Genomic DNA, 24,100 nt, shown 5'->3' with positions numbered 1-24,100 from the left:
CATGTACGAACTCGCCCTGCCGCTGCTGATCGGGCTCATCCTCGTCGCACTCGCGTTCGACTTCCTGAACGGCCTGCACGATGCTGCCAACGCGATCGCCACCGTGGTCGCGACGCGGCTGCTCAAGCCCGTCCATGCGGTCGCGTTCGCCGCCTTCTTCAACTTCGCCGCCTATTTCCTGACGATCGCCTTTCCCAGCCTGCACAAGGTGGCGGAGACGATCGGGCAGGGGCTGATCGACAAGAACCTGATCACGCCGGGCGTGGTGTTCGGCGCGCTGGTCGGCGCGATGTTCTGGAACGTCGTCACCTGGCTGAAGGGCATCCCGTCCTCGTCCAGCCATGCGCTGGTCGGCGGGATGATCGGCTCGGGCGTGGCGCATGCCGGCATCACCGGCATCAAATGGGCCGGGCTCAACAAGACGCTGATCGCCATCGTCCTCTCGCCGACGCTCGGCATGATCCTGGCGATGGCGATCATGCTGGTGACCAGCTGGCTGTTCCGCCGCGCGACCGCGAGCGGGGCGGAACGCTCGTTCCGGGTGCTCCACCTCATTTCCTCGGGCGCCTATTCGCTGAGCCACGGCCTCAACGATGCGCAGAAGACCATGGGGATCATCACCGTGCTGCTCTATTCCACGGGCTATCTGCACGGAAAGTTCGCGGTGCCGCACTGGGTGGCGATCAGCTGCTATGTCGCGATCGCGCTGGGCACGCTGAGCGGCGGCTGGAAGATCATCGAGACGATGGGCTCGCGCATCACCAAGCTGTCGCAGCACCAGGGGTTCAGCGCCTCGTTCAGCGGCTCGATCATCCTGTTCGGCGCGTCGTGGCTGGGCATTCCGGTTTCGACCACCCACACCATCACCGGCGCGGTGGTCGGCGCCGGCACCGCCCGGCGCGCCTCGGCGGTGCGCTGGGGCGTGGCGAGCAACGTCGTCGTCGCCTGGGTGATCACCATCCCCGCCTCGGCGGCGGTGGGCGCGCTGTTCTATGCGCTGACGCTGTTGTTCTGAAACGACAACGCCCGCCGCGTCGCCAGGGGCGACGGGCGGGCGCGGAAAAGGGCGAGGGTCGTGAACGAGGACTCATCCAACCGCACCCCCGTCATCCCGGCGAAAGCCGGGATCCAGTCGCCTCTCCGTATCTGGAAGAGCCGGTAGCGAGACCCCAATGGACCCCGGCTTTCGCCGGGGTGACAACGGGGGCGGCGACAGGTTGCAGCCTATTACTTGCCCGTCTTCGCCTCCGGCTCCTCTGCGATACGCGAGCCATCGGCGTTCAGCCCGAGGTCCTTGAGCAGCGGTGCGACCTGCGGATCGGCGCCGTTGAAGGCGCGGAACATCGGGGCATAGTCCTCGGTATGGCCCTTCGACAGGATCATCTCGCGGAAGCGCTGGCCGTTGGCACGGGTCATGCCGCCATGTTGCTGGAACCAGTTGAACGCGTTCGCGCTCAGCATCTTGGTCCAGCTATAGGCGTAATAGCCCGCCGAATAGCCATTGCCCCAGATGTGGAGGAAATAGCTGGAGCGATAGCGCGGCGGCACGTCGGTGACGTCCAACCCAGTCGCCGCCAGCGCCTTCTTCTCGAACGCGTCGGCATCCTGCTTGCCCTCGGCGGCGGTGAGCGAGTGCCAGCTCATGTCCATCTCGGCGGCGGCGAGCGCCTCGCCGAACGCATAGCCCGAGTTGAACGTGCCGGCGCGCTTGATCTTGTCGACCAGCGCCTGCGGGATGACCGTGCCGTCCTTGTAGTTCACCGCATAGTGCGGCAGCACCTTGGGATCGAGTGCCCAATGCTCGTTGAACTGCGAGGGGAACTCGACAAAGTCGCGCGCGGTGTTGGTGCCCGAGACGCTGGGATAGGTCTGGTTCGCGAACAGGCCGTGCAGCGCATGGCCGAATTCGTGGAACATCGTCGTCACGTCGTCGAAACTGATCAGCGCCGGCTGGCCGGGCGCGGGCTTGGTGAAGTTGCCGATATTGAAGATCACCGGCTTGGTGCCGAGCAGCTTCGCCTGGTTGACGAAGTTCGACATCCACGCGCCGCCATTCTTGTTGTCGCGCTTCCAGTAATCGAAATACATCAGGCCGACGGGCGTGCCGTTCTCCTCGCGCACCTCATAGACCATCACGTCCGGCTGATAGACCGGAATGTCGGTGCGGCGGGTGAAGGTGAGGCCGTAGAGCTGGTTGGCGGCATAGAACACGCCGTCGGTCAGCACCTTGTTGATCTCGAAATAGGGCTTCAGCTCGTCCTGGTTGAGGTCGTACTTGGCCTTGCGGACCTGCTCCGAATAATATTCCCAGTCCCAGGGCTTGAGCTGGAAATTGCCGCCGGTGGCGTTGATCTGCGCCTGCAGCTCGCCCGCCTCGCGGCGCTGCTCGGCCGCCACCGGCGTGCCCAGCTGCTGCATGAAGCCGAGCGCGGTCTTCGGCGTCTTGGCCATCTGGTCCTGCAGCACATAGTCCGCCCAGGTGGCGAAGCCGAGCAGCTTGGCCTTCTGCGCGCGGAGCAGCGCGATCTGCGCGATCGTATCGCGGGTGTCGTTGGCGTCGCCCTTCGCCGCACGGGTCCAGCTGGCGTTGAACAGCGCCTCGCGGGTCGCGCGGTCCTTCAGCGTGGCGAGCAGCGGCTGCTGGGTCGTGTTCTGGAGCGGCAGGACGTACTTGCCGGCCAGCCCGCGGGCCTTGGCGGCCTCGGCGGCAGCGGCGATCTCGGCATCGGAGAGGCCGGCGAGCTTCGCCTTGTCGTCCACCACCAGCGCACCGGCCTTGGCGGCGGCGAGCAGCTTCTGCTGGAACGCGGTTTCCAGCGTCGAGAGCTGGCCGTTGAGCTTGGTCAGCGTCGCCTTGTCGGCGGGCGAGAGCAAGGCGCCGGCGCGGACCATGTTCTCATAGGTGAGGGTGAGCACCTGGAGCTGCTCGGCGTTCAGCCCCAGCGACTGGCGCTTGTCGTACAGCGTCTTCACCCGGGCGAACAGCGCGGGGTCGAGCGCGATCGCATCCTGGTGAGCCGCGAAAGCGGGGGCGAGATCGGCCTGGGTCTTCAGCAGCGTGTCGTCGCTGTTCGCGCCGACCACGCCGTCAAAGGCGAGGTTGGCGCGTTCGAGCAGCCGGCCCGAGCGCTCGAGCGCGGCGATCGTGTTTTCGAAGGTCGGCGCGCTGCGCACGCGGGTGATCGCGTTGATCTCGGCGCGCTGCTCGGCCATGCCGGCGAGCAGGGCAGGCGCATAGTCGGCGCTGGTGATGCGATCGAAGGGCGGGGCCTCAAACGGCAGCGTGCTCGCCTTGGCGAAGGGATTGGAGGCCGGCAGCGGCGCCGCGGTCTGGGCGAGCGCGGTGGTGGACATCAGCAGGATCGTGGCCGTCGTGGCGAACAGGCGCATGGATGCTCCTCAAGCAAGATTATGTCGCGTTCGATGCGCCTGCAGGCCGGCAAGGTCAATAATCTCCCGCTTTTGCGGCGCTCATTCGTAGCGCAGCGCGCGGGCGGGCTCCGCGCGGGCGACGCGCCAGGACTGGCCGATCACCGTGGCGACCGCGATCAGCACGGCGAGGCCCGAGGCGAGCAGGAAATAGGCCGGGCTCAGCGCGATGCGATCGTCGAACGTCGAGAGCCACCGTTGCATCGCCACCCAGGCGAGCGGCCAGGCGATCAGGTTGGCGAGCAGCACCGGGCGCAGGAATTTCGTCACCAGCAGCTGGAGCACGTCGCGCGTCGAGGCGCCCAGCGCCTTGCGGATGCCGATCTCCTTGATCCGCCGCTCGGTATCGAACGCGGCGAGCCCGTACAGGCCGATGCAGCCGATCAGTATCGCCAGCGCGGCGCCGGCGGTGAACAGCCGGGTGCGCTGGGCATCGGCGCGCTGGAACTGCTCGTAGAGCTGTTGATCGACGGTGAGCGCCTGAAACGGAACGTTCGGGGCAATACGCCGCCAGACCTGCTCGAACCGGTCGAGGACCGGCCGGGCGTTCTCGCCGGCATAGCGCGCGGCGAGCACGGGGGCGAACAGGTCGCGGGAGCGCAGCGTGTACGCCTGCGCGTCCACCGGCGAGCGCGGGCCCATGAACCGCATGTCCTCGATCACGCCGACCACGGTTACCTCGTGACCGCCATTGAGCACCGTCCGGCCGATCGCCGCCGCGGGGCTGGCGAAGCCCAGGCGCTGGACGGCGGTGCGGTTGAGCAGGATGTTGGTCATGGCCGAACGGTCGGCCGGTCGGGCGGCGTCGTCGATGCGGAAGCGCGCGGGATCGAGCCAGCGGCCGGCCAGCAGCCGGGCGCCATACAGCTGGAAGAAGCCCGGCCCCACATCGTCCTGCACCACGTTGGGGTCGGTGCCGGTCGCGCCGGGGCGGTGCATCGTCGCGATGCCATAGCTGCCGCCGCCCGCCGCGATCGAGGATTGGGTGACGGCGGTCACCCCCGGTATCGTCGCCAGCGCGGCGGCGAGATCGTGGCGCTGGGCATTGTCCAGGCCCTGGTCGCCGAAGGCGGGTACCATCACCAGCCCGTCGCGGCGGAAGCCGAGGTCGGTGGTCTGCAGGTGGCGGTCCTGCGCCAGCAATATGGTGGTGCCGATCATCAGTGCGGTGGCGACGGCGAATTGCAGCAGCACCAGGGTCGCGCGAAGCCGGCGGCCGGCACGCCCGCCGCCGGTCGCTCCGGCCGCGGCGAACACCGTGGCGGGCTGGAAGCGCGAGAGCACGAAGGCGGGGTAGAGGCCCGCCGCCAGGCCGACGCCCACCACGAGCAGCAGCAATGCCGGCAGGATCGACGCATCGCCCCAATAGGCGAGCCGGAGGGTGGTGCCGCCGATCGCATTGACCATCGGCAGCGCGAGTTCGGCCAGCGCGAGCCCGAACAACGTCGCCAGCGCCACGGTTGCGATCGATTCCATCAGGAACTGGCCGATCAGCGCCGCGCGGCTGGCGCCCATCACCTTGCGCAGCGCCACCTCGCGGGCGCGCAGGCCGGCGCGGGCGGTGGCAAGGTTCACATAATTGCCGATCGCCACCAGCAGGGCGAGCAGGCCGACCAGCCCCAGCGCCGCGACCACCGCCTGGTCGCGCGGCTCCTTCAGGTGCAGCCCGCCGAGGGGAAAGATGCGGCTGGTCAGCCGCAACAGTTTTGGCGGGCCGCTGAAATCCGGGTCCGGGTGGCGCAGGTCGAAATCGGCGATCTGCGGCCGCAACCGCGCGGCTTCCGCTTCGTCCCTCGGGCGGAGAAAGGTGGTGAGCGCGGTGGTCTTCAGGCCGAAGACCTCGGTCTTCTCGGGCAGCCGGACATAGATGGGGAAGGAATAGGTAAGGCCGGCGGGCAGGTCGCGGAGCACCGCACCGACCCGCACCGGCTGCGGCTTGCCACCGCGGATCAGCAGCAAGGTGCGGCCGACCGCGTCGCCACCGGGCAGATAGGTCCGCGCGATCCGCTCGGTGATGACCACGCCGTCCGGGGTGCGCAGCGTCGCCACCGGATCGCCGGCAAGGACCGGCAGCGGGAACAGGCGGAAATAGCCGGGATCGACCATCGCGATCTTTTCCGCGACGCTGCCGGCGCCCAGGCGCAGCGCCACCTCGTCGCCGACCAGCCGGGCGCCCTGCAGGCCGGGATTGTCGGCCTGGAGCACCGCCAGCATCTCCCGTCGATTGGGAATGCCGACCTCGGGCGCGCCGGGGAACTGCAGGGTCCGCTGCACCACCCAGGTCCGGTCCCAGCCGGGCAGGGCATGGTCGAAGCCGGTTTCGTTGCGCACGAACAGCGCGAGGATCAGGAACACCGCCACGCCCAGCGCCAGCCCGCCCACATTGACGAGCGTGAACAGCTTGTGCCGGGTGAACGAGCGATACAGGGCCAGCCAGGCGAGGCGGTGCATGAGGTGCCGATCCTATTCGTAGCGCAGCGCGCGGGCGGGTTCGGCGCGGGCGACGCGCCAGGACTGGCCGATCACCGTGGCGATGGCGATCAGCACGGCGATGGCCGAGGCGAGCAGGAAATAGGCCGGCGACAGGGCGATCCGGTCGTCGAAGGTCGACAGCCAGCGCTGCATCGCCACCCAGGCAATCGGCCAGGCGATCAGGTTGGCCAGCAGCACCGGGCGCAGGAACTTCGCGACCAGCAGCTGCAGGACGTCGCGGGTGGAGGCGCCGAGCGCCTTGCGGATGCCGATCTCCTTGATCCGCCGGGTCGTATCGAAGGCGGCGAGGCCATAGAGCCCGATGCAGCCGATCCCGATCGCCAGCACCGCACCCATGGTGAACAGGCGACCCCGCCGCGTGTCCTCCTCATAATAGGCCTTGTAGAGATTTTCCTCGATCGTACGGCCCTCGAAAGGTTCGGTAGGCACGACGCGCTTCCAGCTGGCCTCCACCGCATCGGCCATCTTCTGCGGATCGCCGCTGTAGCGCATCGTGATGAAGGCGTCGTTGAGCGGGCGGGTGTCGTAGAGATAGAGGGTCCCGGCAATCGCCTGGCGCGGGCCGCGGAAGCGGAGATCGTCGACCACGCCGACGATGATATCGGTACCGTCGCCCTCGATCGATTTGCCGATCGCTGCCTGCGGACTGGTGAAGCCGAGCAGGCCGACGGCCTTGCGATTGAGCACGACGTTGACCGGCGTGGTGCTGCCTTTTTCGCGGAGCGCGCGATCGTCGGCCGGCCGGGCGGGATCGAACAAGCGGCCCGCAACCAGGTGAGCGCCGAAGGTGTCGAAATACCGATTGCCGATGCGCACGTGCATCAGCGAGGGCGCGCGGATGCCCTGCATGCCCGGCTGGTACATCGACGAGAAGTTGGTGAGGCTCTGATCGCCGGGGGCATTCTCCGCCATCGTGACGTTGCTGACGCCGGGCAGCGCGGCGAAGGCGCGCATCAGCGCGGTCTTCTGCTCGGGCAGGATCGAGCCGCTGTTGAGCGAGCGCACGACATAGAGGCCGTCGCGGCGGAAGCCGAGGTCGGCGTTGCGGACATGGTTCGCCTGGGCGAGCATCACGGTGGTCCCGATCGCGAAGGCGATGGCGACGGCGAACTGGACGACCACCAGCGCGGCGCGAACCCGGGCCCCGGCCCGCCCGCCGCCGGGCGCGCGGGCGGCGGCGAGTACCGCAGCGGGGCGGAAGCCGGCCAGCACCGCCGCCGGATACAGCCCGGCAATCAGGCCGACCAGCAGGACGAGCGGCACCAGGAGGAGCAGGACGCTGTCCGGGCCCCAATAGGTGAGGTGCAGCGACATGCCCCCGGCGGCGTTGACCAGCGGCAGCGCGATTTCGGTGAGCGCCAGACCGATCACGGCGGACAGGGCGACGGTCAGCATCGCCTCGGCCATGAACTGGCGGATCAGCGAGTGCCGCGTCCCGCCCAGCACCTTGCGCACTGCCACTTCCCGCGCCCGCAATCCGGCGCGCGCGGTGGCGAGGTTGATATAGTTCACGATCGCGATCAGCAGGGTGAGCACCCCCACTGCGCCCAGCGTGGTGACGACGGCGCGATCGGACGCCTCGTATAGGTGGTTGTCGACCAGCGGCCGCAGCGACTGTTCCCATTGGCCCTTCTTGATGTCTTCGCCAAACACATGGCGATCGGCGAAGCGGGCGAGTTCGCCTTCGAACCGCGTGGCAGCGGCACGATCGGGAAAGCGCAGCAACGTTACCAGCGAGGTGCTGCCCCAATGATCGAACCATTCGTTGGCGAAGCGCGAGGCGACCAGCGGCACGAACAGTTCGGCGGTGTAGCTCTGGTCCTTGCGCATGTCGGCGATCACGGCGCCCACGCGGTAGGTATAGGTCGTGCCGTTGGCGATCACGGTAAGCGTTCGGCCGATCGGTGACTTCAGCCCGAAATAGCTGGTCGCGGCGCGCTGGGTGATGACGAGCCCGTCCGGATCGGCCAGCGTGCGGGTGGGGTCGCCGGCGACGACTGGCACGGGCATCAGGGTGAAGAAGCTGGGATCCACGGCCGCCATGGTCTCGCGCGTGTTCGAGGTGCCCTGGCGCACCGTCGCATCCATCTGTGCGATGCGGGTGCCCTGCAGCTGCGGATAGTCCGCGCGCAGCTGGAGCAGCTCGTTCCCCATGGTGTTGGGGTTCGGCGTCTCCGGATAGCCCGGCATGTGGTAGGTTTCCTGGATGATGTAGAGCCGGTCGGCGCCCGGGATCCACCGGTCGAACCCGGTTTCGAAGCGCACGAACAGATACAGCACCAGGAACACCGCGATGCCGAGCGCGAGCCCGCCGATGTTGAGGGCTGCGAACAATTTGTGGCAGGTCAGCGAGCGATAGAAGCTGGTAAGGGCGGACGTCATGGCGTCACTCCCGGTTCACGGGTCTGGGACAAATGGCGGAGCAGGGCGACGGCGAGGAGCAGCAGCACCAGCACCGTCAGCGCGCGATCGAGTTTCACGCCGCCCGCCGCACCGCAGAGAGGATCCGCCCGTCGAGCATGTGCACCGTGCGCTTGGCGATATCGGCATGGGCCGGCGAGTGGGTGACCATCACGATCGTCGCGCCGTCGGCGTTGAGGCGGGTGAGGATGTCCATCACCTGCGCGCCGTTCTCGGTATCGAGGTTGCCGGTCGGTTCGTCCGCGAGGATCAGCCTGGGCTCGCTGACGATCGCGCGGGCGATCGCGGCGCGCTGCTGCTGGCCGCCGGAGAGCTGGTGCGGATGGTGGTTGCGGCGATGCGCAATGCCGACCCGGTCCATCGCGGCATCCACCCGCTCGCGCTTCTCGCGCGCGGGCATCGTGCGATAGGCGAGCGCCAGCGCGACATTCTCCGCGATGGTCAGCTCGTCGATCAGGTTGAAGCTCTGGAACACGAAGCCCAGCCGATCGCGGCGGAGCTTGGCCAGCTGCGCCTCGGGCACCTTGGCGATGTCCTCGCCCTCGAACAGATAGGCGCCGCTGGTCGGGCGATCGATCGTGCCGAGGATATTGAGCAGGGTCGACTTGCCGCAGCCCGAAGGGCCCATGATGGCGAGGAATTCGCCCGCCTCGACGGTGAGGTCGATCGCGGCGAGCGCGGTGGTCTCGACCTCGTCGGAGCGGTAGGCGCGGTGGATGGCGTTGAGTTCGATCATGGCGGGTTCCTATCGGAGGAGCAGGGTCTGGTAGGCGGCGTAGGTGGTCAGCGGCGTGGTCACGATGCGGTCGCCGGGGGCGAGGCCGCTGGTGACTTCGACCTGATCGGGATTGCGGCGGCCGGTGGTGATCGCCCGGCGCACGGCGCGGCTGTCGCTGGTCAGCACGAAGGCGGTGGTGCCGCCGGCATCGAGCCAGCCGCCCGCGGGGGCCACCACCGCGGGCTGGTCGGCGCCGAGGGTGAGGCGCACGTCGAGCGTCTGGCCGCGATTGAGGCCCGCGGGCGGCGTGGCCTTGAAGCCGAGCTCGACGCGAAATCGCCCTTCGGTGACTTGTGGCAGCACCTTGATCACGGTGAGCGGGAAACTGCGGCCATCGAGATCGGCGACGGCGGTGAGGCCGGTATGGACGCGGCCGAGATAGAATTGGTCGACATCTGCCGTCAGTTTCCAGGCGCGTTCGGAATCGACCTGGCCCACCGTGTCGCCGGGCTTGATCATCTGCCCGGGCTGGAGGGTGAAGGCGGTCAGCCGCCCGGCGACGGGGGCCCGCACCATCAGCGCGGACAGGCCGGCGCGGGTCATGGCGAGGCTCTCGCGCAGTTCGCCGGCGGTGGCATCGACGCCCGAGGACTGGTCGGCGAGCATCTTGCCGGCTTCGGCGGCGCTGCGGGTGAGCGCAGTGAGGCGCGCGCGCTGATACGCCACTTCGTCGCGCAGCGGCGTGACGGCGGCGGCGGTGACGATCTGCTTGTCGAACAGGATCTGCTTCTGGCGGAGCAGCGCCTCGGCCTTGGCGAGTTCGTTGCGGGCCGAGGCGATGTCGCGCTCGGTCTGCTCGCGGCTCTGCTGGATCGACAGGCGCTGGCCGCTGATCGAGCTGAGCTGCCCGGCGATATTGGCCGAGCGGCTGGCGACGTCGAGCGCCAGCGTCGGGTTGGCGAGCCGGGCGAGCGGCGTGCCGGCGGCGACCGACTGGCCGTCGCTGGCGAGCAGCGCCTCGACCTGGCCGCCGCTGACGGCGGTGACGTATACGGTCTGGAGCGGGGCGACCTGCGCGCGCAGCGGCACGTAATCGGCGAAGGCAGCGCGGGTGACCGGGGCGATGCGGATCGTCGCGGCGTCTACGGCGAGGCTGCCCGAACTGGGCAGGAACCACCAGAGCGCGAGCGCGGCGGCGGCCACCGCGATGCCGAGCGCGATGCGCACCAGCAGCTTGCGGCGGCGCGCATGGGGGCGCTCGATCCGCCGGTCCATCGCCGCGCCATTGGTGGAAGGAAGGGGTGTGTCCATGTCCGGCAGTGTACGGCACCGCGTTGGTTGCGCCTAAGGCGCTGACGTAGAACAGCTATTTGGAAAGCGCTGGTGTTCGCCGCGAACAGTGTGCACGCTAGTGTCCGATTCCGAACACTTCCCAGGAGCCGTCAAGCGCGTGCCACCCGAATCACCGACCATCCTGGTCATCGACGACGACCCCGACATCGTTCGCGCGGCGACCTTGCTGCTGGAGCGGCAGGGGATGCGGGTGCTCGGCGCCCCCGATCCGGATGCCGCCTGGGTGCGGCTGGCCGAAGGTCCGGTCGACGCGATCCTGCTCGACCTCAATTTCGCGCGCGGGCGGACGAGCGGGGAGGAGGGGTTCCGGATGCTCGACCGGCTGATCGCCGCCGATCGCAACGCGGTGGTGGTCGTCGTCACCGGCCATAGCGGCATCGCGGTGGCGGTGCAGGCGATGCGCGGCGGGGCCAGCGACTTCGTGATCAAGCCGTGGAGCAACGAGCGGTTGCTCGCGACGGTGGAACGCGCGGTTGCGCTGCGACGGGCGAAGCTGAGCGCGGCGCCGGCGCTGGCAGGGGAAGAGGCGCTGCTGCTGCTCGGCGAAGCGCCCGCGATCGAGGCAGCGCGCGGGCTGATCGCGCGAGTGGGGCCGACCGAGGCGGCGGTACTGCTCACCGGTCCGGCAGGAAGCGGCAAGACGCTGGCGGCGCAGATGCTCCACCGCGCCTCACCGCGCGCCGAGCGACCGCTGGTGGTGCTCGACGCTGCGGTGGCCGATCTGGCGACGATCGAGGCGCGGGTGGCGGCGGCCGAGGGCGCGACCTTGCTGATCGAGGCGGTGGACCAGCTTGCCCCTGCGCTCCAGCCCGAACTGGCGCGGCGACTGGGCGGCCTGCGGGTGCTCGCCACCAGCCGGCGAGACCGGGCGGGGACGCGCGCGGCGCTGACCGACGATCTGCGCTTCCGGCTCAACACCGTGGAGATCGACCTGCCGCCGCTCGCCGGGCGGGGCGGGGACTCGCTGCAGCTCGCGCGCCATTTCTGCGCGCTGTTCGCCGGCCGCCATGGCCAGCCGCTACGTCCGCTGAGCGACGAGGCCGCGCGGGCCATCGCCGCCGATCCCTGGCCGGACGGGGTGCACGGCCTGCGCCAGGCAATCGAGCGGGCGGTACTGCTCGGCGGTGGCGAGGCGATCGACGTCGCCGCGCTTGGATTAGCCTTGCCCGAGGATGCGCTGGAACCGCGCGCGATCCGGGCCGACCTCAACCTCAATCGCAGCGAGGCGGCGCTGGTCGCGGCGGCGCTCAAGCGGCACGCGTTCAATGTCAGCCGGGCCGCGGCCGAGCTGGGGCTGACCCGCGCGGCACTCTATCGGCGGATGGCGAAATATGGGCTCTAGGGGATGGGCGGCGCTGCTGCGCGGGATACTGCTGCTGCTCGCCGGCGCGGCGTTTGCCGTTGCCTGGGGCGCGGGGCTCTATGCGAGTGCGCTGGTCTCGGCGCTGGCGGCGCTCTGGGGGGTGGTCACCGGCATCGTCGAGGCGCGACGACCGCAACTGGTGCCGGTGGCAGCGCCCATGCCCGCACCCGATCCCGCCCATCGCGAGCGGCGGCTGACCGCGCTGCTCGATCTCTCGCCCGCGCCGATCGTCACGCTCGACGGCGAAGGGCGGCTCCATGCGATCAACCGCGCGGCGCGGCGGTTGTTCGGCGCGGCCGACCTGATCGCCGAGCCGCCCGCGCCGCTGCTCGATGCGATCGGCGGCGATGCGTCGAGCCGCGCGGCAACGGTGGTGATCGACGGGCGGAGCTATGCGCTCACCACCAGCGATCTGGCACTGGGTGGCGGCGAAACGCGGCTGGCGGCGCTGATCGACATCGACGCCGAGCTCAAGGCGGCCGAGGCGGCGACGCTGCGCGATCTGGTGCAGGTGCTGAGCCACGAGATCGTCAATGCCCTCACCCCGATCGCCTCACTCAGCCGGACGGCAGCGGACATGCTGGAGGACGAAGCGCCCGCTTTGCCGGCGCTGCGCGACGCGGTGGGCACGGTCGCGCGGCGGGCGGCGGGGTTGCAGCGCTTCGGCGAGGCCTATCGCTCGCTGGCCCGGCTGCCGGCGCCGGTCTTCGCACCGATGGATCTGCGCGAGGTGGCAGGCGATCTCGCTCGGCTGTTCGCCACGCGCTGGCCGGACCTGCCGCTGGCCTTCGCGGACGGCCCGCCGGTGCGCCTGCACGGCGATGCCGACCAACTGAGCGCGGCGCTCTGGGCACTGCTCCAGAATGCGGCCGAGGCAGTGGCAGGGCAGGTCGGAGAGGTGGGGCTGGCGCTCGGCCGCGATGCCGATACCGCCTGGTGGCAGGTGTGGGACAATGGCCCCGGCGTGGCTGCGGCGGATCGGGCGGCGATCTTCCGCCCATTCTTCACCACCAAGGCACAGGGGACCGGCGTAGGCCTGGCGCTCGCCCGGCAGATCCTGCTCGCCCATGGCGGCGATCTGGTGCTGGGGGAGGGCGGCGAGGGCGCGCGCTTCGAGGCGACGCTGCCGATCGTCGCGCGGGGGTGATGCGGCGTCCGCGCCAGTCTTGAAAACGCCAGTCCAAAATACGCCGTCATTCCCGCGAAGGCGGGAATCCATTGCCCTCTACGCTGGAGAAAAGAACCGACGCTACAGCGCGAATGGGATCCCCGCCTACGCGGGGATGACGACCTCTGCGGCAGGCCGCCATCCCTTCGATGTTACGCCATCAGGATCTTGTCGAGCGCGATCCGGAACTTCTCCATGTCCTCGGCCGAGCCGACGGTCACCCGCGACATGGTGGGATAGGCTGACCAGGAACGGCCGATCTGGACGTTCTGGGCGAGCAGGGCCTCCATCATCTGCTTGGGCGTCTTGGTCTTCCAGTCGACCATGAACATGTTGGCATGGCTGCCCGGCAGCACCTTGAGGCCGCGGCTCTGGATATGCGCGATGGTCTTTTCGCGCACCGCGATCATCTCCTCGCGCCGGGCCTTGATGTCCGCGGCGAGCGGCAGCGAGGCGGTGCCGCAGGCGACTGCCGTCATCGGCAGCATGTTGCTCACCTGGAAGCCGTCATAGCGCATCATCTTCTCGTGCAGCGACGGCGCCGCGAAAGTGAGGCCCAGCCGCATGCCCGCCATGCCGAACAGCTTGGAGAAGGTGCGCATCACCAGCACGTCGTCGCGGGTCGCCACCAGCTTGGCGGCGTTGGGCGTGCCGGCAAAGTGGATATAGGCTTCGTCGACGACGAGCACGGCGTCCTTGGGCTTGTTCTCGGCGAGCCAGACGATGTCCTCGATCGGCGTCAGCGTGCCGGTCGGGTTGTTGGGCGAGCAGACATAATACAGCCCCGCCTTGGGGTCGGCGGCGAGCATCGCCTTGACGTCGTGCTGATAGTCGGGGCCGAGCGGCGCCTTGGTGACCTTGGCGCCGAGCCAGGCGCCGGTGCGCCAGATCTGCTCATAGGTGGGATCGGCGGTGACGATGCCGCGGCTGGGCGAGGCGAAGGTGACGGCGACGCGGTTGAGCGGGTCGCTCGAACCCGGCCAGGCGCGGATATGGCTGGCGGGCAGCCCCTCCACCGCCGAGACGGCTGCAAACAGCTTCTCATGCTCGTTGTCAGGCTCGTAGCGATTGCCCTCGGTGACGATCTTCATCGCCGCCGCGGCGCCGGCCGGCAGCGGCCCCGTCCAGCATTCGTTCGATCCGATGCGCACCGCGCCGACGACTGCCTTGGCCGATTGCTGGGCGAGCGCGGGCGCGGCGCGGCCGAGCGCCACGGTGCCGCCCAGCAGCGCGGCGATGCGACCCATGTCGCGGCGCGAATAGCCGCGGCCGCGCAGGTCCTCGGTTACTTCGGGCGTCTTGAGGGCTTCGAGGATGGTCATGTCGAGGGTCTCCCTGTTTTGGTCGAAGACGCGCATCAGAACTTCAGCGCGTTATGGAACATCACGAGTGCGATGACGATGAGGTAAATGCCGAATACCCGCTTCAGCATGGCCGGTTGTAGGGAGTGGGCGGCTGCGACCCCGAGCGGCGCGGTGAGCATCGACATCGAGGCGATGGCCACCGTCGCCGGCAGGTTGACGAAGCCGAGCGAGCCCCAGGGCAGCCCCGGCTCGCGCAAGCCGATGATCGCGAAGCCGATCGCGCTGGGCACGGCGATCAGCGTCCCGATGCCGCTGGCGGTGCCCACCGCGCGGTGGATCGAGCGGCCGCACAGCGTCATCACCATGATCGCGATCGTGCCGCCGCCGATGCCGAGCAGCGAGGAGAAGGTGCCCAGCCCCCCGGCGATGGCGACGCGGGTGACGCCCATCGGCATCTGGTCGCTGATCACCTTGTTGCCGAGGCGCGGCACCAGGAAGTTGATCGACATCAGCAGCACGCCGCTGGCGAACACCAGGGTGAGGACGCGGCCATCGACATGGCTGGCGAGCAGCACGCCGACGCCGTCGCCCAGCACCACCCAGGGCGCCCAGGTCTTGAGGATCTCGAAATCGACCGATCCGCGCTTGTGATGGCTCATCACCGCGCGGATCGAGGTGATGATGATCGTCGCGGCGGAGGTGCCGATCGCGACATGGGCATATTGGCTATGCTCGCCGCCGAGCAGCGGCAGCATGACGAGCAGGGCGGGGACCACGACGAAGCCGCCGCCTATGCCAAACACGCCGCCGGCAAAACCGGCGGCGAGCCCAGCGGCCAGCAGCCCCACGAGCGGGATCAGCCAGTCCATCGATGATGAAAGCAAGTGCATCACTCCCGAGCTTATGTTCTTGCAAGAACAGGCCGGCCGGAGAATGTCCCCCGGCCGGCAGGTGGATTAGAATTTCAGACTGATCCGGCCGTAATAATAGCCGCCGTTGATCCCGTACGGAGAGATCGACGGATAGACGTTCGACGAATAGCCGCGCGATCCGGAAGCGAGCTGGGCCGAGCGGATATAGTCGTAGGATCGCTGGGTCGGATAATGGTTGAACAGGTTGTTCGCGCCGACCGAAAGCTTCAGGCCACCGGTGATCTTCGCGCCGACTTCCAGATCGGTGATGAAGGCGGCGTTGACCGGCACCTGCAGGTCCGCGCCCTTCAGGCTGCTGTTGCCCGGGGTGGATTCCAGCGCATAGACCTTCGAGTAATAGCTTTCGCGCAGGTTCACGCTGAACCGGCCCGATTGCCAGAAGGCGCCCAGCGTCGCCCGGAACTTGGGCGTGCTGTTCTCCAGCTCGACAACGCTGTAGTTGTTGATCAGCGCCGAAACCGCCGGATTGGCCTTGTTGACGTACAGCGCCGCCGGCAGCGCCGCGATGCTCTTGACCTTGTTGTCGTTGTAGTTGGCCGAGAGCGTCCAGTTCACCTTCCCGATCGGGCTCAGCATGTCGTAGCTGGCAACGAAATCGACGCCGCGGGTGCGCATCTTGGCGCCGTTGACGAAGGTCTGCACCGCCACCGTGCCGTCGATGTTGCGCTCGCCATTGACGTCGGTGAGCACATAGCTCGGGATCGTGCCGCCCAGCGCGGTCGCCACCGAATTGTAGACCGCCTGCTGGTTGTAGGTGTTGTAGGTATCGGCGTTGTAGGCGACGCAGTTTGCCTTGTTCGAGCCGGCATAGCCCTGCGGGCAGTATTTGCCGTTGAAGCCGTAGAAGGAGCTCGAGATCAGGATGCGGTCGCGGATCTCGATCCAATAGGCGTCCAGCGTCACGTTGATGTGCGGGCTGGGCGTGAACACGAAGCCGGCGCTGAAGTTGGTCGACTTTTCCGGCTTGAGGCCGCCGAAGCCGAGCGCCTTGGCACCCGCCGAGTTGGCCGGCAGCACGCCCGACACGCTGTTCGGCGCGACGTTGATGCCCGAATAGAAGCCTTCGGCCAGGGTCGGCGCGCGGAAGCCGGTCGAAACGGTGCCGCGGATCGCGAAGGCCTTGGAGATGTCGTAGCGGCTGGTCAGCTTGACGACGGTGGTATCGCCGAAATCGCTGTAATGCTCGTGGCGGACCGCGCCGTCGACCAGCCAGGACGCGACCGGCTTCACGCTGATGTCGAGATATTGCGAGAAGTTGGTCCGCGAATGGTTGCCGGCGTCGTTCGGGCTGTAGCCGAAGAAGGACTGCGCGCCGCTGCCGTAATAGGAAGCCGGGTCGCCCGAGACGATGCCGTAGGTCTCGCGGCGATATTCGAGGCCCGCCGCGACGTTCAGCGGATCGCCGAGGCCGATGTCGAAGGCGTGGGTGAGGTCCAGCGTGTTGCTCCACTGGGTGGCCTTGAAGTCGCCATTGTGGAAGTTGGTCGGCGTGAAGCCGGTGTCCTTGTAGAGCGAGGCGTTGCCCGAATTCTGGACGTAGACGCCGACGAAATCGTCCCCATAGGTGGATGCGATGTCGAAGGTCGTGCCGCTCACCGTACCGCGGAAACCGCCGGTGACCGCATAGTCGGTCTCGCTGATCGCCTCGAGCGGCTGGAAGCCCGAGGGGTAGAAGGGCACGCCCGCCTTGCTGACGATCACGTCCGGCGTGCGGACATTCTCATAGGCGCGGGCATTCTTGTGACCATAGCTGCCGAAGGTGTAGAATTCGAATCCGCCGCCGAAGTCATAGCCGGCATTGACCATCACCGAGCTCTGGTCGACCTCCGGGTCACCCTCGATCCGGTTGGTATAGGGGTAATAGGGCAGGTTCTTGATTGCCGGATACAGCGTCAGATATTTGGTGGCGTTGGCGCTGGTGCCGTAGACTTGCGGATTGATGTCGCCGCGGAAGCTGAAGCCCTTGTGCTTCTTCTCGGCGGTGATGTTGACATAGGCGCCCTCGATCGGGGCGAAGCCGACATTCCCCGAGATCGCGTAGGTCTTGCCGCCCTGGTCGTAATATTGGCCACCGGTCACGTCGACGATGCCGCCGTGGTCGGCCTTTTTCTGGATGATGTTGATCACGCCGGCGATCGCGTCGGTGCCGTACTGGGCGGCGGCGCCGTCCTGCAGCACTTCGATATGGTCGATCGAATCCGGCAGGATGAAGCTGATGTCGGGCGCGGCGCTACCGCCATAGGGGCCGCCGGCGACCGAGACGTTGGCGGTGCCGTGGCGGCGCTTGCCGTTGACCAGGATCAGCGTGTGGTTGGGGCTGAGACCGCGCAGCTTCATCTGCAGGTTGTGCGCCTGCAGGTCGCTGCCAAAGGCCTGGGCCTGCACGCTCGGCAGATTCTGCGCCAGCGCCTGGATCAGGTCCGGCTGGCCGGTGCGCGACAGGTCGTCGGCACTCAGCAGCTGGATCGGCGCCGGGCTGTCGGCGGCGCGCAGGCCCGTCACGCGGGTGCCGGTGACGATGATGTCGCCGCCGCTTTCCTGGGCGGGTGCGACGCTGTCCTGCGCGAAGGCCGGCGCGGCGGCGAGCGCCAGCGTGAGGGCCAGGGTCGTGAACGATACGGTCTCGCGAAATTGCATTCGGTGATGCCCCCTCAAGGCTGGTGGGTTGAATGGGTCCGGTTTCCGGACGCGCTTGTTCTTCGCCTTGTGCTTCTGGTTTCTTGGTGCCGTCCGCGCCGGGCATGGAGACCCGGCCCCGCAAGCGCAGGCGCTCGCGGGTTTGCCGTCGACACTGGGGTACGCGGGTGCGCGGCGCCGGATGTCAGGCGGCCGCATTACTCGGGTCCACGCCCGATGTCGGGCGCAGGGGGTGCGCGGTTACGATCGATTTCGAACTAGACCGCCATCGGGCCGCGATGCGGCAGATATCTCGCGTGCATCCTGCGAGGCGGCCGAGGGAGGGTCAGGGCAACGCCCGGTGGTCGTGCGGCCATAGGCGCTGGCGGGCGCGAAACAGCCTCCTTGCCCGCTCAGGCGGGCTGGACGTCACCATGCGTTGCCAAAGGTCTGTGTCGTCCGGATCGTTGCCTGGAGGCAACGCGCGCCGGCGCGCCGCGAAGCACGTGTTGGTCGGCCATTGATCACCCCGTTTCTGATCAAAGTGCCGGTTCGGACATCCAACCCCTAATTTTCTGTTATTTCTCGATGCTATCGAGCAACAAAACACTGTCAATGGTCAAATGACGTATAGGGCCTGCCCGGCGGCGCTGCGCCAGGGGCTGCCAGAGGCGCGGGGCGCGCATACAGCAACGCCACGCCCCGTCGGGTGACGGGGCGTGGCGCTTGGGGAACGCGGTACGGCGGATCAATGCGCCGCGCTGGTATCCACATTGCCGCGGGGGCGGGGCGTGAACCAGATGATGCCGGCCGCGAAGACGAAGACGATCGCGGACAGCAGGAACACATGGGTGGTCGCGAGCGTAAGACTTTCCTGATCGACCAGCCGGGCGACGGCGCTGCGCACCTGCCCGATCGAAAAGCCCTGTGCGGTAAGGGCGTTCATCGTCGGATCGGTATTCAGACGCGACACGATCTCGCTGCGGGCGACGCGCGAGCTGTCGTCCCAGATGCTGGTCGAGATCGAGGTGCCGATTGCGCCGGCCATGGTGCGCAGGAAGCTCATCACGCCCGCGGCCGAGGCGGTTTCCTCCGGCAGCACCGATCCCAGCGCCAGCGTGGTCAGCGGGATGAAGAAGAACGGCATGCCGAAGCCCTGGAGGAACTGCGGGAAGGCGAAGGTCCAGAACCCGGCCTGGCTGTTCCAGTAGACGCGGATGAACGCCGACAGTCCCAGCCAGAGGATGCCGAACGACACCAGCAGGCGCGGGTCGACCTTCTTCGACAGCTTGGCGACGACCGGTGACATGAACACGGCGGCCACGCCCGAGAAGGCGGTGGCATAGCCCGCATAGGTCGCGGTGTAGCCCTGGCTCGACTGCAGCCATTGCGGGATGATCACGGCCGAGGCGAAGAAGGTCGCGAAGGCAAAGCTGAGCGAGATCACCGAAACGGTGAATCCCCGATGGCGGAACACCCGCAGATCGACCACCGGATCCTTCTCGGTAATCTCCCAGGCGAGGAAGACGAGGAAGCCGATCGCGGCGACCACGCCGAGCCACACGATCGTGCTGTCGTTGAACCAGTCATGCTCGCGGCCGAGATCGAGCATGATCTGCAGCGCGGCGATCCACAGGACGAGCAGCGCAAGGCCGCCCTTGTCGATCGGCAGCTTCTGGGTGGGCGTCTCGGCGCGGCTGAGCAGGCGTACCGCGCCGAACACGCAGAGCGCGCAGACCGGCACGTTGATGAAGAAGATCCAGTGCCAGGACCAGTTGTCGCTGATCGTGCCGCCGGCGATCGGGCCGAGGATCGGCGCGACGACGGTGGTCATCGCCCACAGGCCCATGGCCTGGGCGTGCTGTTCGGGCTTGAAGATGCGCAGCAGCAGCGTCTGGGTGAGCGGCATCAGCGGACCGCCGCACAGCCCCTGCCCGATGCGGCAGGCGACCAGCATGCCGAGCGTCGTCGACATGCCGCACAGCACCGAGAAGACGCCGAAGCCGATCATGCCGATGATGAACACCCGCACCACGCCGAACCGGCCGGCGAGCCAGCCGGTCAGCGGCACGCAGATCGCCTCGGCGACGGCGTAGGAGGTGATGATCCAGGTACCCTGGCTCGCCGAAATGCCCAGGCTGCCGGCGATATGCGGCACCGAGACATTGGCGATGGTGGTGTCGAGCACCACCATGAAGTTGGTCAACGCCAGCACCACGCCGGCGAGGATCAGCGAGGGCCCCTCCAGGAAGCCCCCGCGCTGCATCTGGCCGCTCATGGCAGGCAATCCTTACTTGGTGGCCGAGGTATCGATCTCGGCATCCATCGACAGGCCGACGCGCAGCGGGTGCGCCTGCAGCTCCTTCGGATCGAGCGCGACGCGCACCGGCAGGCGCTGGACCACCTTGATCCAGTTGCCGGTCGCGTTCTGCGCCGGAATCAGTGCGAAGGACGAGCCGGTGCCGCCCGAGAAGCCGACGACGCGGCCGTGATACTCGACCTTGCCGCCATAGAGGTCGGAGGTGAGCGTCACCGGCTGGCCGACCTTCACCTTGGTCAGCTGGCCTTCCTTGAAGTTGGCGTCGACGTACAGCTGGTTGAGTGGCACGATCAGCATCAGTTGCGCGCCCGGCGCGACGCGCTGGCCGACCTGCACCGCGCGGCGGGTGACGACGCCGTCGAACGGCGCGCGGATCACCGTGCGGGCAAGGTCCAGCTTGGCCTGCTCCACCTTGGCGCGGGCGGCGAGCACTTCCGGCGCGGTATTGGCATTGGTGCCGCGCACCAGCGCCTCGTTCGCCGCCAGCTGGCCGCTGGCCGCAACCCGGGTCGAGCTCGCCTGGGCGAGACCCGCCTTGGCGAGGTCGAGATTGGCGCGCGCTGCCTGGAAGGCATTGGTTGCCGAGGTCAGTTCTTCGCCCGAGACCGCGCCGTTGGGCGCGAGCTTCTGGCGGCGGGCGAGATCGATGCGGGCCTTTTCGAAATCGGCCTGCGCCGCGGTCACCTGCGCGCGGGCGCGGGCGATGTCCGCCTCGCGCGCCTGCACCTGCGCCGCCAGTGCGTCGCTGGTCGCCGCGGTCTGGCCGAACTGGCGGGTGGCGCGGGCGAGATCGGCCTCGGCCTGGGCAAGCGCGATGCGGGCATCGCTGTCGTCGATCTGGACGAGCACGTCGCCCTTCTTCACGGCCTGGGTGTCGGCCACCAAAACGCTGAGCACCTGGCCGCCGGTCATCGGGGTGATGCTGGCGCTGTCGGCGCCGACATAGGCATTGTCGGTGCTCACATAATGGCTGCCGACGGCCACGTAATAACCGCCATAGCCGAGGCCGGCGAGCATCACGAGGCCGCCGACGCCGAGCATCAGCCGCTTGCGCAGCGACTTACGGTGCCCCTCGTCGGCATCGACCGGGGCGGGGGTGGGGGCGGGCTCGGCGCGATCGGCGGTGCCTCGGGCGGAGTGGATGGCGGGTTCTGCGTCAGCCATGGGTCGGGACCTCGGAAGCGGCAACCGCCGCGTTGTTGGTGGAAAAGCCGCCGCCGAGCGCGCGGACGAGCTGGATATCCAGTGCGAACGCACGGGCCTCCAGTTCGGCAACGATCTGGCGGTTCTGCAACACCCTCTCCTCGGCGGTCAGAACGTCGAGGAACCGCGACAGCCCGCCTTCATAGCGTTGCCGGGCGATCCCGTAGGCTTGTTCGGAATCGGCGAGGGCCTTGCGGCTGAGATCCAGCCGCGAGACCAGCGCCTTCTGGCTCGTCACCGCATCCGCTACGTCATGATAGGCGGTGGTGACGCTGTTGTCGTAATTGGCGACCGCTTCGTCATAGGCGGCGCGGGCGCCGGCATATTGGCCGCGCAGTTCGCCGCCATGGAAGATCGGCAGGCTGATCGCCGGGCCGGCCTGGAAGACCGCGGCGCCATTGCCTTTGACAAGGTTGTCAAGGCCAAGTGCGCCATAGCCGGCGAGCGCGCTGAGCCGGATCGACGGATAGAAGGCGGCGCGCGCCACCTTGATCTTGCTGGCCGCCGCCTCGACGCGGGCACGCGCGGCGGCAATGTCCGGGCGACGGCCGATCAGGTCGGTCGTCACGTCGGCAGGGATGCCGCGCGCCTCGGTCGGTGCGCTGGGCAAGGTGATGCTGAGGCCACGATCCGGGCCCTGGCCGAGCAGCGCCGCGATGCGGTTGCGGGTCAGGCCGATCTGCTCGTCGATTCCGGCGAGCTGCGCGCGTGCGGCGGGCACGGCGGAGGCCGCCTGCTTTTCCTCGGCGCGGGTCTCGAGGCCGTTGGTCACGCGATCGACGACCAGCTTCTGCGTCTCGATGCGCACCTGCAGCGCGCGCTCCTGCACCGCGCGGTCGGCGGCGAGGCGGGCGAGATCGGCATAGGCGGCCGCGATGTTGGTCGAAAGCGCGAGCCGGGCCTGTTCCAGTTCCAGCCGTGCCGCTTCCGCCTGCGAGGTGGCGGCGGCGAGCTGGGCGCGGTTCTTGCCCCACAGGTCGAGATCGAAGGACAGGTTCAGCGTGCCATAGCCGATCGTCTGCACGTTCGACGGGATGTTGATCGGCAGGCCGTCGCCCGTGTTGATCTGGTTGGCAGCCACCGAGCCGCTGGCGTCGACGCGCGGCAGGCTCGCCGCACCCGCCTGTACCGCATAGGCCTGGGCCGAGCGGAGGCGCGCGGCAGCGGCCGCCAGATCGGGTGCGCCGCGAAAGGCTTCGTCCATCAATGCGTTGAGCTGCGGATCGTTATAGGCGGTCCACCAGTTGTTGACCGGCCAGGCCGCCTGCTGTGTGCCGGCGAAGGACTGGCTGGCGGCGTAGCTGTTCGCCGCACGCACTTCGGGGCGGGCGCCCAGATTGGGGACGGGCGCACAGGCTGCCAGTGCCGACGCGGCAGCCGCAGTCAACAACAAGGGCCTTGTCGGGAAACGACTCATCATGGGGTGGTAAAACCGTACTAGAGGGTACGAGTTCCAAATGGAGAGCGGGTCTGCTCTTGTCAATAGAAAATCGTACCCTATAGTACGGTTATGGAGAGCGTACCCCCCAAATGTCTCGGCAAGCGCGAAGCGCGGAAGCAGGATCGCCGCGCCGCGATCCTCGCTATCGCCAAGCGTCACTTCATGGAACAGGGCTATGCGGCCGTATCCATGTCTGCGATCGCCTCGGAACTCGGCGGCTCGAAGGGGACGTTGTGGAGCTATTTCGCGTCCAAGGAAGAACTGTTCGACGCGTGCGTGGATGAGGCGACGCGGGACTATCGCGAGCAGGTCCTCAAGTTGCTGATACCTTCGGACAATCTGCACGCGACGCTGTGCGCCTTCATCCGCAGCCTGTTGCGCAAGGTCACCTCGAAAGAGGCCATCCAGCTGCACCGCGTGATCCATGCCGAGGTCGAGCGTTCGCCCGAAATGGGCCAGATTTTTTTCCGGCGGGGCCCGCAGCGCACTCGCGAGATGCTGGCAGCCTATCTGCAGGACGCGATGCACAAGGGGCAGCTGCGTAGCTCCGATCCGTTGCGCGCGGCCTTTGCGCTCACCAGCCTTTGCATGGGCGCCCAGCAGCGCGCGATGCTCGGCCACTTGTTCAGCGAGGCCGAGATCGAGGAAGATACCGACTATATCGTCGATCTCTTCCTGCGGGCATTTGCACCGGAGCCCGTGCCCGCCTAGGTTCTCCCGAGGGAGAAGCCGTGCGAGCGATGTGGAAATTCAATGCCATCTTGTTGTCGTCTGCCGCGATTGCGCTTGCCGCCTGCAGCGGCGAACCGACGGCACCGCCGCCAAAGACCCTGATCTATGCGGGGCTGCCGGTGCGCGGCAGCCTTGCCGATGCCAAGCGAGCCGGTTTCGATAACTGCATCGAGATGGATGGCGGCCATCTGCGCTGCCGCCGCTCGGGCGTGATGCTGCTCGGCGAAGGCCCCTATGAGGCTGCGCTCGACCTGATCGGCGGCGACGGCCGCGGCGGCTTTCTGCAAATCACCTTGTGGCACGATCGCGATCAGTCGGCAGTGCTCAAGGTGGGCGACGCGCTGAAGAAGCGCGGCTGGACCGCCAGCTATACCGGCGAAGGCGGGCGCGGGGACCAGATGATCCTGGTCCACCAAGGCGCGCCGGCGCATTTCTCGATCGACCTCAGCTATTGGGGCAAGCGCCGCGTGCGGATCCTGCCCGAATAACGCCCGACTATATGCAAATCTAACGCGCGCGGCTTGCCTTCGCTCTCGAAGCTTAATGCACCGGCTGGCTAGCTTGCGGTCCTCGGCCTGCGTGGCCGGTGGTTGCAAGGAGCGTATCG

General features: G+C 67.9%; 16 protein-coding genes. 5 read left to right on the top strand and 11 right to left on the bottom strand.

Going from position 1 to position 24,100, the window contains the following annotated elements; genetic code table 11:
- Position 1 precedes the first annotated feature (1 nt).
- A complete protein-coding gene (locus tag QZ814_RS10860) occupies positions 2-1,015 on the top strand; it encodes an inorganic phosphate transporter (RefSeq protein WP_294331884.1) in 1,014 nt (337 codons plus the stop codon).
- A gap of 212 nt (positions 1,016-1,227) precedes the next feature.
- Here the strand turns inward: QZ814_RS10860 and QZ814_RS10855 are convergent, their stop codons facing one another.
- The 5 genes from QZ814_RS10855 to QZ814_RS10835 form a co-directional block, all read right to left on the bottom strand.
- Positions 1,228-3,390, bottom strand: a complete 2,163-nt coding sequence (locus QZ814_RS10855; RefSeq protein ID WP_294331882.1) for a M3 family metallopeptidase — start codon at positions 3,388-3,390, stop codon at positions 1,228-1,230.
- An 81-nt stretch (positions 3,391-3,471) separates the two neighbouring features.
- Positions 3,472-5,880 carry an ABC transporter permease gene (locus QZ814_RS10850; RefSeq protein ID WP_294331880.1) on the bottom strand — a complete coding sequence of 803 codons (2,409 nt, stop codon included), beginning with the start codon at positions 5,878-5,880 and terminating at the stop codon, positions 3,472-3,474.
- A gap of 12 nt (positions 5,881-5,892) precedes the next feature.
- Positions 5,893-8,304: an FtsX-like permease family protein gene (locus QZ814_RS10845; protein WP_294331877.1), complete on the bottom strand. Its 2,412-nt coding sequence runs from the start codon at positions 8,302-8,304 to the stop codon at positions 5,893-5,895.
- A 94-nt stretch (positions 8,305-8,398) separates the two neighbouring features.
- The gene (locus QZ814_RS10840) at positions 8,399-9,079 is read right to left on the bottom strand and encodes an ABC transporter ATP-binding protein (protein ID WP_294331874.1); all 681 of its coding nucleotides are present in this window, start codon (positions 9,077-9,079) and stop codon (positions 8,399-8,401) included.
- A gap of 9 nt (positions 9,080-9,088) precedes the next feature.
- Positions 9,089-10,372, bottom strand: a complete 1,284-nt coding sequence (locus QZ814_RS10835; protein ID WP_294331871.1) for an HlyD family efflux transporter periplasmic adaptor subunit — start codon at positions 10,370-10,372, stop codon at positions 9,089-9,091.
- 139 nt (positions 10,373-10,511) lie between these two features.
- On the opposite strand from QZ814_RS10835, the gene QZ814_RS10830 reads away from it, so the two are divergent.
- Together QZ814_RS10830 and QZ814_RS10825 are read left to right on the top strand one after the other, a co-directional pair.
- Complete coding sequence (locus tag QZ814_RS10830; RefSeq protein WP_294331868.1) at positions 10,512-11,756, top strand: response regulator; 1,245 nt, start codon at positions 10,512-10,514, stop codon at positions 11,754-11,756.
- The gene (locus tag QZ814_RS10825; protein ID WP_294331865.1) at positions 11,746-12,924 is read left to right on the top strand and encodes a PAS domain-containing sensor histidine kinase; all 1,179 of its coding nucleotides are present in this window, start codon (positions 11,746-11,748) and stop codon (positions 12,922-12,924) included. Before QZ814_RS10830 ends, QZ814_RS10825 begins: the two co-directional genes overlap by 11 nt.
- Before the next feature lie 173 nt (positions 12,925-13,097).
- Here QZ814_RS10825 and QZ814_RS10820 read toward each other — a convergent pair whose 3' ends face one another.
- From QZ814_RS10820 to QZ814_RS10795, 6 genes are all read right to left on the bottom strand, one after another.
- Positions 13,098-14,267: a pyridoxal phosphate-dependent aminotransferase gene (locus QZ814_RS10820; protein WP_294331862.1), complete on the bottom strand. Its 1,170-nt coding sequence runs from the start codon at positions 14,265-14,267 to the stop codon at positions 13,098-13,100.
- 35 nt (positions 14,268-14,302) lie between these two features.
- The gene (locus QZ814_RS10815; RefSeq protein WP_294331859.1) at positions 14,303-15,118 is read right to left on the bottom strand and encodes a sulfite exporter TauE/SafE family protein; all 816 of its coding nucleotides are present in this window, start codon (positions 15,116-15,118) and stop codon (positions 14,303-14,305) included.
- 87 nt (positions 15,119-15,205) lie between these two features.
- A complete protein-coding gene (locus tag QZ814_RS10810) occupies positions 15,206-17,818 on the bottom strand; it encodes a TonB-dependent receptor (protein ID WP_294331856.1) in 2,613 nt (870 codons plus the stop codon).
- A gap of 727 nt (positions 17,819-18,545) precedes the next feature.
- Positions 18,546-20,075, bottom strand: coding sequence for a DHA2 family efflux MFS transporter permease subunit (locus QZ814_RS10805; RefSeq protein WP_294331853.1), 1,530 nt, complete (start codon positions 20,073-20,075; stop codon positions 18,546-18,548).
- 12 nt (positions 20,076-20,087) lie between these two features.
- Positions 20,088-21,158, bottom strand: a complete 1,071-nt coding sequence (locus tag QZ814_RS10800; protein ID WP_294332595.1) for an HlyD family efflux transporter periplasmic adaptor subunit — start codon at positions 21,156-21,158, stop codon at positions 20,088-20,090.
- 115 nt (positions 21,159-21,273) lie between these two features.
- Complete coding sequence (locus QZ814_RS10795; RefSeq protein WP_294331851.1) at positions 21,274-22,740, bottom strand: efflux transporter outer membrane subunit; 1,467 nt, start codon at positions 22,738-22,740, stop codon at positions 21,274-21,276.
- A 90-nt stretch (positions 22,741-22,830) separates the two neighbouring features.
- Between QZ814_RS10795 and QZ814_RS10790 the strand changes: the two genes are divergently transcribed.
- Together QZ814_RS10790 and QZ814_RS10785 are read left to right on the top strand one after the other, a co-directional pair.
- Positions 22,831-23,472: a TetR/AcrR family transcriptional regulator gene (locus QZ814_RS10790; protein ID WP_294331848.1), complete on the top strand. Its 642-nt coding sequence runs from the start codon at positions 22,831-22,833 to the stop codon at positions 23,470-23,472.
- A gap of 50 nt (positions 23,473-23,522) precedes the next feature.
- Entirely contained in the window at positions 23,523-23,981 is a 459-nt protein-coding gene (locus tag QZ814_RS10785) for a hypothetical protein (RefSeq protein WP_294331845.1), read from the top strand.
- The last annotated feature ends 119 nt before the right edge of the window (positions 23,982-24,100 follow it).

The organism is uncultured Sphingomonas sp. (assembly GCF_913777625.1).
Classification (GTDB): Bacteria; Pseudomonadota; Alphaproteobacteria; order Sphingomonadales; family Sphingomonadaceae; genus Sphingomonas.
This window is presented reverse-complemented; position numbering and strand designations above follow the sequence as displayed.